The sequence below is a fragment of the Burkholderia sp. MSMB2157WGS genome (assembly GCF_001532755.1).
Classification (GTDB): Bacteria; Pseudomonadota; Gammaproteobacteria; order Burkholderiales; family Burkholderiaceae; genus Burkholderia.
Window position 1 is genome coordinate 567907 of the sequence record NZ_LPJG01000030.1, and the last position, 13506, is coordinate 581412.

12 protein-coding genes are annotated in these 13506 nt (G+C 70.9%); 8 read left to right on the forward strand and 4 right to left on the reverse strand.

What is annotated here, in order from left to right; all coding sequences use genetic code 11:
- Positions 1–41: 41 nt before the first annotated feature.
- On the reverse strand, positions 42–1388 hold the full coding sequence (locus tag WT53_RS21120; RefSeq protein ID WP_060262091.1) for an acyl-CoA dehydrogenase family protein: 1347 nt from the start codon (positions 1386–1388) through the stop codon (positions 42–44).
- Between the two features lie 246 nt (positions 1389–1634).
- Here WT53_RS21120 and WT53_RS21125 point away from each other — a divergent pair, with 246 nt between their 5' ends.
- From WT53_RS21125 to WT53_RS21160, 8 genes are all read left to right on the forward strand, one after another.
- Positions 1635–2720 (forward strand): LLM class flavin-dependent oxidoreductase, encoded by a 1086-nt coding sequence (locus WT53_RS21125; RefSeq protein ID WP_034204934.1) that lies wholly within the window; start codon positions 1635–1637, stop codon positions 2718–2720.
- A gap of 16 nt (positions 2721–2736) precedes the next feature.
- Complete coding sequence (locus WT53_RS21130; RefSeq protein ID WP_060261262.1) at positions 2737–3576, forward strand: class II aldolase/adducin family protein; 840 nt, start codon at positions 2737–2739, stop codon at positions 3574–3576.
- Positions 3577–3607: 31 nt separating this feature from the next.
- Positions 3608–4642, forward strand: coding sequence for an ABC transporter substrate-binding protein (locus tag WT53_RS21135; RefSeq protein WP_060261265.1), 1035 nt, complete (start codon positions 3608–3610; stop codon positions 4640–4642).
- A gap of 4 nt (positions 4643–4646) precedes the next feature.
- Positions 4647–5750, forward strand: a complete 1104-nt coding sequence (locus tag WT53_RS21140) for an ABC transporter permease (protein ID WP_060261269.1) — start codon at positions 4647–4649, stop codon at positions 5748–5750.
- Entirely contained in the window at positions 5744–6559 is an 816-nt protein-coding gene (locus tag WT53_RS21145) for an ABC transporter ATP-binding protein (RefSeq protein ID WP_060261273.1), read from the forward strand. Before WT53_RS21140 ends, WT53_RS21145 begins: the two co-directional genes overlap by 7 nt.
- Before the next feature lie 50 nt (positions 6560–6609).
- A complete protein-coding gene (locus WT53_RS21150; protein WP_060261277.1) occupies positions 6610–7791 on the forward strand; it encodes a c-type cytochrome in 1182 nt (393 codons plus the stop codon).
- A gap of 33 nt (positions 7792–7824) precedes the next feature.
- Positions 7825–8778, forward strand: coding sequence for an ABC transporter substrate-binding protein (locus WT53_RS21155; RefSeq protein WP_034204940.1), 954 nt, complete (start codon positions 7825–7827; stop codon positions 8776–8778).
- An 87-nt stretch (positions 8779–8865) separates the two neighbouring features.
- A complete protein-coding gene (locus WT53_RS21160) occupies positions 8866–9732 on the forward strand; it encodes an MOSC domain-containing protein (protein WP_060261281.1) in 867 nt (288 codons plus the stop codon).
- A gap of 81 nt (positions 9733–9813) precedes the next feature.
- Here WT53_RS21160 and WT53_RS21165 read toward each other — a convergent pair whose 3' ends face one another.
- The 3 genes from WT53_RS21165 to WT53_RS21175 all read right to left on the reverse strand — a co-directional run bounded on the left by WT53_RS21165 (position 9814) and on the right by WT53_RS21175 (position 13445).
- Positions 9814–11235 (reverse strand): sensor histidine kinase, encoded by a 1422-nt coding sequence (locus tag WT53_RS21165; protein WP_034204942.1) that lies wholly within the window; start codon positions 11233–11235, stop codon positions 9814–9816.
- 163 nt (positions 11236–11398) lie between these two features.
- On the reverse strand, positions 11399–12079 hold the full coding sequence (locus WT53_RS21170) for a response regulator (RefSeq protein WP_034204943.1): 681 nt from the start codon (positions 12077–12079) through the stop codon (positions 11399–11401).
- 130 nt (positions 12080–12209) lie between these two features.
- Positions 12210–13445, reverse strand: coding sequence for a multidrug effflux MFS transporter (locus WT53_RS21175; protein WP_060261285.1), 1236 nt, complete (start codon positions 13443–13445; stop codon positions 12210–12212).
- Positions 13446–13506: the final 61 nt, after the last annotated feature.

Genomic DNA, 13506 nt, shown 5'->3' on the forward strand with positions numbered 1-13506 from the left:
GTCGCGTCGCGCCGTTGCCGCGCGCGGCAACCCGCTCCGGCTCACGCATCATGTCGGCCGCGTTCGCCGCCGTTGCGTGACGTGGCGTCCGCGTTCGCTCCCCCGCGCGTCGCCGCATCGAGCACCGCCCGCCCCGCCGCCACCGCGATCGCATCGTCCTGCGGCGTATGCACACGACTGCACAGCACGTCGCGATAGTGGCGTTCGAGCGGATTGCCGCGGCTCAGCCCGTGATTGCCCGACAGCTTCAGCGCCTGCTCGACCGTCCGGATCGCCTGCTCGGTCACGGTGCGTTTGACGAGGCCGCTGGTCGTCGCCGACGGCGCGTCGCCCGCATCGGTGCGCGCGATGTGATCGTCGAGCAGCACGCGATTCGTGTGCAGCCAGCCCTCGATTTCGCCGACCGCTTCCTGTACGCGCGGCAGCGTCGCGAGCGGTGCGCCGAGCCCGCTCGGGGCTCGCGTCGTCGCGAATTCGACCAGCCAGTCGCGCGACGCGCGCGCGACCGCGTCGTACAGGCTGCCGAGCAGCGCGACCATCCATGCCTGCTGGTCCGCCTGCGCGTCGGCATCCGCGTGCGTGGCAGCCGACACGGCCCATGCGTCCGGCGCGCGCACGTCGACCGCGTGATCGGCCGGCAGCGGCACCTCGTCGAATACGACTTCATGGCTTCCGGATGCGCGCAGGCCGAGGTGATTCCAGCTTTCGATCACGCGGATGCGCTCGCCGTCGGTATCGCGGTCGCGCGGCACGAGAAACACGCCGACGCGCGGCGCCGGTTCGTCGGTGCGCGCCCACACGGCCAGCCAGCGCAGCGCCGGAATCCCGGTGCTGTAGAGCTTGTGGCCCGACAGCCGCCAGCCGTCGGCAACGCGGCGCGCAACGGTCGCCGGCAGCCCGCCGCGCGACGGCGAACCGAGCGCAGGCTCGACGCGCAACGCATTGATCAGCGCGCCGTGCGCGACCGCGCTGTCGAACACCGCGCGCCGCACCTGGGCCGGCCAGCGGTTGTCGGCGCGGCCGAGCGCGCGATGCTGCAGATACGTCATCGTCAGCACCAGCGCGGTCGCCGGATCGGCCCGCGCGACGGCGGCGACGATCCGGCTCGCCCGCGCAAGCGTCGCCCCCGCGCCGCCATGCTCGCGCGGCACGACCTGCGCGATCAGCCCGGCACGATGCAGCCGCGCGAAATTCTCGTGCGGAAAGCGGCCTTCGACGTCGTTGCGGGCCGCATCGGCGGCAAATTCGGGGGCGAGGCGCTCGAGCAGCGCGGCGAGGCGCGCGTCGCTCGTCTCGGCGGAGGCTTCGGCAGTGGCTTCGGCAGAGGCAGGCAGGACGTGCAGTGCAGGCTGCCGTGACGGCGAGGAAGCGGCAAGGCTGGCGGACATCGAAACGGATTCCCTGGGTAGTTCGAACACGGCGGCGTAAAACGACAGCGGCGGCAAAGCCTGCGCCAACGCGCGCCCGATCATTCGCGAGCCCACAGCGTATGCGTAACGCATGCGGCCCCAAACCATGCAAATCTGATATTCAAATCGGGATTGATTATTTCCATTCCGCATGATCCCGGCGTTAACCTGCGCTCCATTCCTGCCCGGCCGCGCGCCGGAAACGTCCCTGCACCGGAGACCCAGATGAGCGTCGAATTCATCGGCATGATCCAGAGCCAGAAGCAGTCGGAAATCCACCCGGCGTCCGGCCCCGCGGTCGATCCCGACTATGTGCGCGACTTTGCCCGCGCCCACGAAACGGCCGGCTTCGACCGGATCCTCGTGCCGCATCACTCGACCGGCCCGTCGGCGACGCTGACGATCGCGTTCGCGGCGGCCGCGACCGAGCGCATTCATTTCATGCTCGCGCATCGCCCGGGCTTCACCGCGCCGACGCTCGCCGCGCGGCAGATCGCGACGCTCGATCAGTTCAGCCGCGGCCGGCTCGCCGTGCACTTCATCTCCGGCGGCTCGGACAGCGAACAGCAGCGCGACGGCGATTTCCTCGATCACGACGCGCGCTATGCACGCACCGACGAATACCTCGGCATCCTGCGGCGGATCTGGACGGAAACGCAGCCGTTCGATCACGACGGCGCGCATTACCGCTTCAAGCAGGGCTTTTCGGAAGTGAAGCCGTTCCAGCAGCCGCACGTGCCGATCTACTTCGGCGGCGCGTCGGAAGCCGCGCTCGCGGTGGCCGGCAAGCACGCGGACGTCTACGCGCTGTGGGGCGAATCGCTCGACCAGGTGCGCGACCTGACGACGCGCGTGCGTGCCGAAGCCGCGAAGCACGGCCGCCAGGTGCGCTTCTCCGTGTCGTTCCGGCCGATCCTCGCGGCGACCGAGGACGAAGCGTGGGCGCGTGCGCACCGCATCCTCGACGAAACGCGCCGGCTGCGCGAAGCGGCCGGCCTGGGCGCCGGCGGCCCGCAGCAGAGCGAAGGCGCACGCCGCCTGCTCGCCGCGGCCGAACGCGGCTCGCGGGTGGACAAGCGGCTGTGGACCGAGATCGCGAAGCTCACCGGCGCGCGCTCGAATTCGACGGCGCTCGTCGGCACGCCCGAACAGGTCGCCGACGCGCTGCTCGACTACTACGACCTCGGCGTGACGACCTTCCTGATCCGCGGCTTCGATCCGCTGGACGACGCGATCGACTACGGCCGCGAACTGATTCCGCGCGTGCGCAGCGCCGTCGCCGCCCGCGACGCGGCGCGCCGTGCCGCCTGAGGAGCGATACCTGATCATGTCCGCCGTCCTTTCCTCGCCCGGGCGCACCGCATCGGGCCTCGTGCTCGCCGACACCCCGCGCCAGCACTTCTGGTTCGATCCGCCCGCGCCGCGCGTCGACGTGGCCGCCGAGCGCCGCCACCGCCAGGAGCGGCTCGCGGCCGCGTTCCGCCTGTTCGCGCGCTTCGGCTTCGCGTCGGGCCTCGCCGGCCACATCACCGCGCGCGATCCGGAGCTGCCCGATCATTTCTGGGTGAACCCGCTCGGCGTGCATTTCTCGCAGATCAAGGTCTCCGACCTGCTGCTCGTCAACGCGCGCGGCGAAACCGCGATCGGCAAGCGGCCGCTGAACAAGGCCGCGTTCGCGGTCCATGCGGCGATCCACGAAGCCCATCCGCACGTCGTCGCCGCCGCGCACACGCATTCGACGTACGGCAAGGCGTGGTCGACGCTCGGCCGCCCGCTCGACCCGCTCACGCAGGACGCCTGCGTGTTCTACGAAGACCACGCGCTGTTCGACGACTTCACGGGGATGGTCGTCGACACCGGCGAAGGCGCACGGATCGCCGATGCGCTCGCGAAGCCGGACGGCACCACGCACAAGGGCGTGATCCTGAAGAACCACGGCATCCTGACGGCCGGCCCGACGGTCGAGGCCGCCGCGTGGTGGTACATCGCGCTCGACAACGCCGCGCACACGCAGTTGCTGGCCGAAGCGGCCGGCACGCCGCAGCCGATCGATCACGAAACCGCGCGCCACACGCACGGCCAGATCGGCGGCCCCGACGGCGCGCTGCATGCGTTCGACAGCCTGTTCGCACGCGTCGTCGCCGACGAACCCGACCTGCTCGACTGAGCCGCTCTCGCGCCACACCGGAGACCAGACCATGACCGACACCACCGCACCCATCCCCGCCGACGCGCACGACGACCGACGCCGCCGGCTGCTGCGCGCGGCCGGCGCCGCCGCGCTCGCCGTGCCGGCGATCACGCTCGGCCGCAAGGCCTGGTCCGCGCCGCCGCTGAAGAAACTCACGTTCGCGTGGAACCAGAACGCGTTCTGCCTGACACCGATCGTCGTCGCGCAGGAGCGCGGCTTCTTCGAGAAAAACGGGCTGAAAGTCGAGCTGATCAACTACAGCGGCTCGACCGACCAGTTGCTCGAATCGATCGCGACCGGCAAGGCCGATGCGGCGGTCGGGATGATCCACCGCTGGCTGAAGCCGCTCGAAGCCGGCTTCGACGTGAAGATCATCGGCAGCTCGCACGGCGGCTGCGTGCGGCTGCTCGGCGCGAAGGCGGCCGGCGTCACGACGTTGCAGGCGCTCAAGGGCAAGACGGTCGGCGTCAGCGATCTGGCCGCGCCCGGCAAGCACTTCTTCTCGATCCTGCTCGCGAAGAACGGCATCGATCCCGAGCGCGACGTCACGTGGCGGCAGTATCCGGCCGACCTGCTCGGCGTCGCGGTCGACAAGGGCGAAATCCATGCGATCGCCGACGGCGACCCGAATCTCTACCTGCTCGAAAAGCGCAGCAACGGCGCGTATACCGAACTCGCGACCAACCTGTCCGGCGAATACGCGCGCAAGGTGTGCTGCGTGATCGGCGCGCGCGGCGACCTCGTGCGCAACGACCGGCCGTCGGCCGCCGCGCTCGCGCGCTCGATCGTGCAGGCCACCGAGTACACGCACGACAACCCGAACGAAGCCGCGAAGGTGTTCGCGAAGTATTCGCCGAAGATCAGCCCCGAGGATCTGCGCAAGCTGTACGCGACGCTCACCTACACGCATCACCCGACCAACGTCGACCTGCAGCAGGAAATCGCGTTCTATGCGGACGATTTCCGCCGCATCAGCGTGCTGAAGAAGAGCACGGACCCGCAGCGCTTCGCGCAGCAGGTCTATGCCAACGTACTGGGGTAACGCGATGTCGACGATCGAACACGCTTCCGCCGCACGCATCGCCTCGGCACCGACCGGCGGCGCCGCCAATGCCAATGCCGACGCTACCGCGCGCGCGGCCTGCACGACCTGCGACGCCGCGCTGGCCGCCGACGCCCGGCACGCGCGCACCTGGCCGACCGGGATCGCCGCCGCGCTCGCGTGGGCCGCGCTCGGCGCGCTCACGCAACTGTGGCCGAACCGGATCGTCGGCTTCAGCGACTGGGCGTACACCGACACGTTCGGTACCGCCGCGTGGACGATCGCCGCGCTGCTGCTCGCCGCCGCGACGCTCGGCCATCTCGTGGCCGCGCCCCGCATGCGGCTCGCGCGGGTGCGACCGGCCGGCCCGTGGCTCGTCGCGCTGCCGCTCGTGCTCGCCGCGTGGGAAATCGTCACCGCGAAAACCGGCTGGCTGCCGACGCCGTTCTTCGCGCCGCCGCAGGCGCTGATCGAGGTTTACGTCGACGACTGGCCGCGCCTCGCCGGCAGCGCCGGCAACACGCTGAAGCTGCTCGCGCTCGGCTTCGCGTACGGCGTCACGGCGGGTTTCGCGGTGGGCGTGTCGATCGGCTGGTCGCGCCGGATCGGCTACTGGGTGCATCCGGTGCTGCGCGTGCTCGGCCCCGTGCCGGCCACCGCGCTGCTGCCGCTCACGTTCTACTTCTTCCCGTCGAGCTATTCGGCCGCCGCGTTCCTGATCGCGCTGTCGACCGGCTTCCCGGTCGCCGTGCTGACGTGGTCGGGCGTCGCGAGCGTCAACCGGCAGTACTACGACGTCGCGCGCACGCTCGGCGCGAACGCGCGCTTCCTCGTGCTGCGCGTCGCGATTCCGGCCGCGCTGCCGCACGTGTTCGTCGGCATTTTCATGGGGCTGAGCGCGTCGTTCACGGTGCTGGTCGTCGCCGAGATGATGGGCGTCAAGTCCGGGCTCGGCTGGTACCTGAGCTGGGCGCAGGGCTGGGCGTCGTACGTGAACATGTATGCGGCGCTGCTCGTGATGGCGTTGCTGTTTTCCGGGTTGATCGCGCTGCTGTTCGCGGTGCGCGACCGTGTGCTCGCGTGGCAGAAAGGGACCGTCAAATGGTAAGCGCCGCCGTACTCGAATCGTCCGCAGCCGCCGCGCCCGCCGTCACGACGCCGCGCGGCGCGCGCATCGACATCCGCCGCGTGAGCCATGCGTTCGACGGCCCCGGCGGCGCGCTGCCGGTGCTCGACGACGTGTCGCTGTCGGTCGCGGCCGGCGAATTCGTCGCGCTGCTCGGCCCGAGCGGCTGCGGGAAATCGACGCTGCTGCGCCTCGTCGCCGGGCTCGACGCCGCGCGGCAAGGCACAATCGCACAGGACGGCGTGCCGATCGCGCGCCCCGATCCGTCGCGCATCGTCGTGTTCCAGGACCCGACGCTGTACCCGTGGCGGCGCGTGCGCGCGAACGTCGCGCTCGGCCTCGAAGCGCGCGGCGTGGCGCACACTGCGCAGCATCGCGTCGACGATGCGCTCGCGCGCGTCGGGCTGCAGGACTTCGCGAACGTGTTTCCGCATCAGTTGTCGGGCGGGATGGCGCAGCGCGTCGCGCTCGCGCGCGCGCTCGTCAACGATCCGCGCCTGCTGATTCTCGACGAACCGCTCGGCAAGCTCGATTCGCTGACGCGGCTCACGATGCAGGCCGAGCTGACCGCCCTGTGGCAACGCGACGGCTTCTCCGCGCTGCTCGTCACGCACGATGTGGAAGAAGCGCTGTTCCTCGCGCAGCGCGTGATCGTGTTCGGGCCGCGCCCGGCACGGATCGTCGCCGAACTGCGCGTCGACCTGCCCTACCCGCGCCATCGCGGCGACCCGCGCCTCGCCGCATTGCGCCACGACGCGCTGCGGCATCTCGGGCTCGATGCGAGCTGGTAGATGCCGGGCGCCGTTCGACGTTTGGGTGCGGCACGCCACGGACGCGCGCGATGAACGCGCCGCCGTTCGCCGACTGGGCCATTGCGTTCCTGCAATTGCTGTATCGCGCGCAAATCGCGTTGGCGCGCGTGCTGCACGCGATCGGCCTGACCGGCGACGTCGATGGCCAGGCGGCGTGGCCGTGGGCACACCGCATCGCGCTCGAAACGCTGCGCATCGACGCGGGGCTCACGCGGCAGCTCGCGGTCGCCGGCGGCGTGACGGCGCTGGCCGTCGTGCTCGCCTGCCTCGCGCTGGCTGCGCGCAAGCGGCGTGTCGCGACGGCCGTCGCCGCGCTGGCCGTCGCATGGTTCGCGCCGTGGCCGTCCGCTTCGCTGTGGCTCGCGCCTGCCGTGCCGACGAGTTTCCAGCGCGATCCCGCGCCGTTTTCGGTCGCGAACGTGATGCGCGGCGCCCACCTGTATACGCAACATTGCGCGGCCTGCCACGGCGCGGACGGGCGTGGCGAAGGGCCGCTCGCGGCCACGCTCGCGCACTGGCCGCCGACCTTCGCCGGCACACTGCTCGCGCGTCGGCTCGACGGCGAACTGTTCTGGCGCGTACGCCACGGCACGCAGGACGCGCACGGCGCGTCGACGATGCCCGGCTTCGCGGCCACGCTCGGCACGCAAGACACGTGGGCCGTGCTCGACTACCTGAAAGCGCTGGCCGCCGGTAGCGGCGCGCGGGCGGAAGGCGCGTGGCCGGTGCCCGTTCCGCTGCCGGCACTCGACGTGCGGTGCGGCGACGCGGCACCGCAGCCACTCGAACGCTGGCGCGACGGCCAGCGCGTGCGTGTCGTCGCGCTCGCGCCGGGTGCGACGCCACCGCCGGAAGACGCGCGCTGGCAGACCTTGCTCGTCGCCGAACCCGGCGCGTCCGTGCCGTCGTCGGCCGACTCGCGTGCGAACTGCGTCGCGACGACGACCGATGCGTGGCGCGCGTTCGCGACGATTGCCGGCGTCCCGCCCGATGCGCTTGGCGGCACACAGCTGCTTGCCGATCGACGCGGCTGGCTGCGGGCGCGTGCATTGCCCGGCAGCGCCGGCTGGTCGGATGCCGACCTGCTGTGCCGCTCGGATGCGGCGGCCCGCCCGGCCGCGCGCGCCACGGGCGGTGACGCACTGACCGCGCTGCTGCTGCGCGTCGACGCGGAACCCGTGCGCGACGTACAGGCCGGGCTTGCGCATTGAACTCACGAATCCTTCCTTCGACACACATTCACGATGAATCCGACTCGACGCCACTTCCTCGCCCAGGCGAGCGCCCTTGCCACGATCGCCGCCGCGCCGGCCACCCTGCGCGCGCAATCGGGCGGCCGCCCGCTGCTGCGCGCCGGCGACCAGAAAGGCGGGCTGCGCGCGCTGCTCGAAGCGGCCGGCGAATTGAACGGCCTTGCGTACGACATCGCATGGACCGAATTCCCCGCAGCTGCGCCGCTCGCCGAAGCGCTGAACGCGGCCGCCGTCGATTGCGGGCCGATCGGCGACGCGCCGGTGATCTTCGCGCTCGCATCGGGCGCCCGCATCAAGGTGATCGGCGCGAACCGCTCCGATCCGTACGGCACGGCCGTGCTCGTGCGCCCCGACGCCGCACTCAAGGGCGCGGCCGACCTGAAGGGCAAGCGGATCGGCACCACGCGCGGCTCGATCGGCCATTTCGTCACGCTGAAGGCGCTCGATGCGGCCGGCCTGCCGCCGGATGCCGTGTCGTTCCGCTTCCTGCCGCCGGCCGACACGATGCTTGCGCTCGCAACCGGTTCGATCGACGCGTGGGCGACCTGGGAACCCTATACCGCGCTCGCCGAAACGAGCGGCCGCGCGCGCGTGCTGGTCAACGGCCGCGGGCTGTGGTCGGGCCTCAGCTACGTCGCGGCGACCGACGCGGCGATCGCGTCGAAACGCGACGTGCTGCACGATTTCCTGCGGCGCGTCGTGCGCGCGCAGGCGTGGTCGTACCGGCACGCCGATGCGTATTCGGCGGCGCTCGCGCGCATCATCGGCATCCCGCCGGCCGCCGCGAAGCTGCAGTTCGAGCGCCGCGGTACGCGCTGGCTGCCGATCGACGCCGCGGTGATCGCCGAACAGCAGCGCACGGCCGACTTCTACCTGAAGGCCGGGCTGCTGCGCCAGCCGCTCGACGTGCGCACGACCTTCGATGCAGGCTTCCCGCTCGCCTGACGGGCACGCGGCGGCGCGCAGCCGTCAAACGGCTTCGGCACGATCTGGCACAATCGCGATTCGATCACCCCGCCTTCAGCCAGCGTCATGCCAGCCATCACCGCACTCTTCGTCTACCCGATCAAATCCTGCGCCGGCGTCGCGCTGACGCGCGCGCAACTGTTCGAAACGGGCCTCGCGTACGATCGCCACTGGCTGATCACCGATCCGCGCGGGCACATGCTCACGCAGCGCACGCACCCGCGCCTCGCGCTGATCCGCCCGACGTTCGACGACGATGCGCTCGTGCTGAACGCGCCGGGCATGCCGGCACTGCGCACGCCGCTCGACGGCGACGCGACGCCCGCCACGCCGAAGATGGCTGCGACCGTGTGGCGCGACACCGTCGACGCGATCGATACGGGCGCCGAAACGGCCGCATGGCTCACCGAATTCCTCGGCGTGCCGACGAAGCTCGCGCGCTTCGCCGCCGACGCCCGACGCGATTGCGACCGCAGGTGGACCGGCGAGATCGATACGCACACGCAGTTCGCGGACGCTTACCCGCTGCTCGTGATCGGCCAGTCGTCGCTCGACGACCTGAACGCGCGGCTTGCCGCCAAAGGCGCGCCGGCGATCCCGATGAATCGCTTCCGGCCGAACATCGTCGTGTCGGATCTCGATGCGTACGAAGAGGATTTCGTCGAGCACCTCGACACCGGCGGCGACACGCCGGTGCGGCTGCGGCTCGTGAAGCTGTGCACGCGCTGCCCGATGCCGACGATCGACCAGGCCACCGGCGCGCCCGATCCGGCGTGGCCGCACGAGCCGACCGACACGATGCAGACCTATCGCGCGAACCCGAACTACGGCGGTGCGCTGACGTTCGGCATCAACGGGATCGTCGTCGAGGGCGCGGGCGCGTGGCTCGAAATCGGCCAGCCGGTCGAAGCGGAGATCGGCTTCGGCGACTGAGCCGGATAGCCAGGGCCTGTTCCGGCCAATAACGGGCTCGCGCCGGCCCGTTCCCTTCACGTGCCGTATCGTCGCGCGCCGTCACGCGGCGCGCGGCATCGCATCGCTCAGCGCCGCCGGCAGCCGGATCGTCACGACGAGCCCGCCGCCGCCCGCATCGGCGAGCGTCACGCTGCCCTGATGCACGCGCGCGATCTCCCGCACGATCGACAGCCCGAGCCCCGTCCCTTCGACCGTCTGCGTCTTGCTGCCGCGATGGAAACGCTCGAACACCGCGTCCCGTTCGTCGGCCGGAATACCCGGCCCGTTGTCGATCACGTCGAGCCGCGCGTCGTCGCCGTCGCGCGAGACGCGCACCGTGATCACCGCATGGTCGCCCGCATAACGGATCGCGTTGTCGATCAGGTTGCCGATCATCTCGCCGAGCAGGTCGGCCTGCCCGTGCACGTCGACATCGGCCTCGTGCTCGAAGCCGAGATCGATGTCGCGCGCGCGTGCGACGGGCGACCAGTCGAGCGTCACGCTGCGTGCGAGCCGGTGCAGCGGGACCGGCTTGTGCGCGACCGCATGGCCGCTGTCCGAATCGAGCCGCGACAGCGACAGCAATTGCTGGACGATCTTCGCGGCCTGCCGCACCGCGGCGTTCACGCGGCGCAGGTGCACGTTCGCGCGCGGCTGTTCGTCGGGCCGCAACGCGAGCTCGACGCCCGCCTGCACCGCCGCGAGCGGCGTCTTCAGTTGATGGGCCGCATCGGCGAAGAAGCGGCGCCGCGCCACCTGCATCCGCTGCGTGCGGCCGATGTACTGGTTGATCGAGTCGACGAGCGGCGCGAGTTCGCTCGGTATCGCGCCCGTGTCGAGCGGCGTCGTGTCGTCTTCGCTGCGCGCGGCGACCGTGGCCGACAGCCGGTTCAGCGGCCGCAGCCCGCGCCCGACGCCGAGCCACACGATCCCGAGCGCCAGCACGACGAGCAGCCCTTCCTGCAGCAGCGACCCGATCAGGATCTCGCGCGCGAGCGCCTGACGCGCCTCGATCGTCTCGCCGACCATCACCCACACGATGCGCGACTGCGCGGTCGGCACGTCGTGCACCGGGATGCGCAGCGCGGCCATCCGCAACTGTTCGCCGCGATACACGACGTCGTAGTAGCGCGTGACGAACGGCGCGCCGTCGCCCGCGTCGCGCCCCTGCGGCAGCGGCAGGTCCGGATAGCCGGTGATCGTGCGGCCGTTGTCCTCGCGGATCAGGTAGTAGATCTTGCCGCCGTCGCTCGATTCGAGCATCTCGAGCGCGAGATACGGCAGGTCGACCTCGATCTCGCCGTCGTTGAGCCGCACGCCTTCGCGGATCGACTTCAGCGACGACGACAGCGTCCGGTCGAACGCGACGTGCGCGGCGCTCATCGCGCGCTGGTACGTGAGCCACGAGTCGAGCGCGAGCAGGCCGAGCAGCGGCAGCAGCAGCCACAGCGCGACCTGCGCGCGCAGGTTCGGGCGGGTCATCGTGCCGCCCGCCGGGCCGCGCCAACGGGCGTGGCCGAGAATTCGCGGAGCATCGCCGCGCGCCCGAGCAGCCGGCCGGCCGTGCAAGGCCGGCCGCGAACGGGATGCTCCCCCTCGGCGCGCAGCGGACGTGTGATGCAACGCACGGGAGCATGTGCACGGTTCATTCGGCCCTCTCCGCCTTCGCTTCGAGCAGATAGCCGAGCCCGCGCAGCGTGACGATCGCCACGCCGCTGTTCTCGAGCTTTTTCCTCAGCCGGTACACGTAGATCTCGATCGCGTCCGCGTTGACCGATTCGTCGAGCCCGAAGATCTTCTCCGACAGCGTGTCCTTGTTGATCGCGCGACCGTTGCGCAGGATCAGCACCTCGAGCACCGAGCGCTCGCGCGGCGTGAGCGACAGCGGCTCGCCCGCGAGATGAAAGCTGCGGTCGATACTGTCGTACGAAAGCGGCCCGCATTCGACGCGCGAATGCTCGTGACCGAGGCTGCGCCGGATCAGCGCGCGGGCGCGCGCTTCCAGCTCGGTCAGCTCGAACGGCTTCGCGAGATAATCGTCGGCGCCGAGATCGAGCCCCCTCACACGATCCTCGACCGACCCGTGCGCGGTGAGGATCAGCACCGGCACCGGATTGCGGCGCGCGCGCAGCCGCCGCAGCACCTCCAGCCCGTCGAGCTTCGGCAGCCCGAGATCGAGGATCACCAGCGCGTAATCCTGCGTGCGCAGCACGTGGTCCGCCGCCTCGCCGTCGGCCATGTGATCGACCGCGAAGCGCGCGGCGCTCAGCGCGTCGTTCAGCGACTGGGCCAGGTTCGGGTTGTCTTCGACGAGCAGCACACGCATGGGGATTCCGGTAAGGTCAGCGACAGCCCGCTACATTACATGATCCTTTCCGTCTCCACGCCTCGCGCAAACACGGGTTGCGCGGGCGCCGCGAACCCGCCGCTGCAGTGCCGGCGGTCCCGCTCAGCGCTCAGCGCTCGGCGGCGGGCCGGCTGCGCGCCGCGATGCGCGCATCGCCGGCCACGCCTCGCTCGCGCAAACCGGCCACCACCGCGACGAACGCGACGCTCGCGCCGCCCGTGACGACGATCATCGGATGCGCGGTGCCGTCCGACAGCCACGCCAGCACGCCGCCGCACGCGGCCGTGATCGCCATCTGGATAAAGAAGAACAGCCCCGACGCCGTGCCGGCGATCTTCGTGTACGGCTGCATCACCGCGAACTGGCAGGCCGGAATCGCGATCCCGACCGCGATCATCACGACGAACATCGGCGCGACGAGGGCCGTTACCGAAGTCGGGGCAAACGCGCCGCCGATCCACAGCCCGGCCGCGCCGACCACGTTGACGGCCGCCGCCGCCGCGACGACCGAATCGGCTGTCCAGCGCGCGCCGGTCCGCGCGAATGCACTCGAGCCGATCAGGTAGCCGAGCACGGTCACGCCGAAGATCGCCGCGTAGACCGGCCCCGACACGCCGATCTGCCGCTGGAACAGCGTCGACGATTCCGCGATGAACGGATAGTACGTGCAGTAAGCAAAGCCGATGGCGAGCGAATAGCGCAGGAACCGCCGCTCGCGCAGCAGGCCGGCGTAGGTCCTCAGCAACCCCGCACACGCTGGTGGCCGCGCCTCGCGCGCGCGGGTCTCGGGCAGATAGCGCAGCACCATCGCGGTCGCGACCAGCCCGCCTGCCGCCAGCCAGCCGAACACGCCGCGCCAGCCCAGCCATTCGGCAATCGCGCTGCCGGCCAGCGGCGCGACCACCGGCGACAGCGCCATGCCGGCCGAAAGATGGCCGAGCATCGTGGCCTGCGTCGCGGCCGGAAAACGCTCGCGCACGATCACGCGGCCGATCACGGTGCCGCTGCAGCCGCCCAGCGCCTGGAACACGCGCGCGACGATCAGCATCGGGATGCTGGTCGCCCATGCGCAGGCGACGCTCGCGACGACGTACACGCACAGGCCGCCGAGCAGCACCGGGCGGCGGCCGTAGCGGTCGGACAGCGGCCCCGACACCAGCATCGACGACGCATAGCCGGCCATGTAGAGGGTCAGCGTGAGCTGCAACTGCGCGTCGGTGCCGTGCAGCGCGTCCGCCATCGCGGGCAGCGACGGCAGGTACGCGTCGATCGTGACGCGCGGCAGGCACACGACGAGCATCAACAGGAACAGCCAGCCCCATCGGGGTAATGAACGCGTCTGCATGCGGTAAGTCCGTTTCGGTCGGATGGGTAGGGTCGACAGCAATCTAAGGCGAAAGTGATAT